This window comes from Aquibium sp. ELW1220, from assembly GCF_030398385.1.
In the GTDB taxonomy this organism is placed as follows: Bacteria; Pseudomonadota; Alphaproteobacteria; order Rhizobiales; family Rhizobiaceae; genus Aquibium.
In genome coordinates this window covers 1-827 of the sequence record NZ_JAOAOQ010000122.1, presented here as the reverse complement: position 1 = coordinate 827, position 827 = coordinate 1, and the positions used below count along the sequence as shown (strand labels likewise).

The 827-nt window shown below is 65.5% G+C and carries 1 protein-coding gene; it reads left to right on the top strand.

Features of this window, described 5'->3' with window-relative positions:
- Nucleotides 1-807: IS4 family transposase (locus tag N1F91_RS31000; protein ID WP_289997765.1), on the top strand; the 807-nt coding region annotated here is incomplete at its 5' end.
- Between the last annotated feature and the right edge of the window lie 20 nt (nt 808-827).

Here is an 827-nt window from a genome sequence, read left to right as displayed (position 1 = left end):
CTCAGCCTGGTCACCCGGCATGGACGCGCCCAGCCTTTGCTGTGGCTTTCCGTGTTCAAGGCCGAACTGACCGGAAAGCGCAACGACATCGAGGACGCGTGTCTGGTCCGCCTGAAGCAGGTGCTGCCCGAGGCAACCAGGGTGACGATCCTCGCCGACCGTGGCTTCGGCGACGTCAAGCTGTTTGGCCTTCTCGCCAGGCTGGGCTTTGCCTATGTGATCCGCTTTCGCGGCGACACCTACGTGACCGCAGCCGGCGGCCAGACGCGCCGCGCCAGGGACTGGGTCGGCATCGGCGGGCGCGCGCGCAAGCTCGCGGACGCTGAAATCTCGCGCGAAAAACACAAAGTTGGCGCGGTCGTCTGCGTCCACGCCAAGGGCATGAAGGACGCCTGGCACCTGGCCGCCAGCGACGGCCAGGCGACGGCGCGTGCGATCGTCAACTCATACGCCCGCCGCTGGAGCATCGAGCCCGAGTTCAGGGACACCAAGGACCTTCGCTTCGGCATGGGCTTGAGCGCGACGCGCGTTGGCGATCCCCACCGGCGCGACAGGCTGCTTTTGATCAGCGCCATCGCCGTGATGCTGCTGACCCTGCTCGGCGGCGCCGGCGAAGCGCTCGGCATGGACCGCCTTCTCAAAAGCAACACCGTCAAGCGCCGCGTTCATTCCCTGTTCCGCCAGGGCTGCCTCTACTACGACGCCATTCCCAACATGCCGGAGCCAGACTTATGCGCCCTGATCCAGCGCTTCCAGGCGTTGATCCGCCAAAACAACCTCACCGCCGCCGTCCTCGCCGTCGGATAATAAATGAGGGGATACTTGAG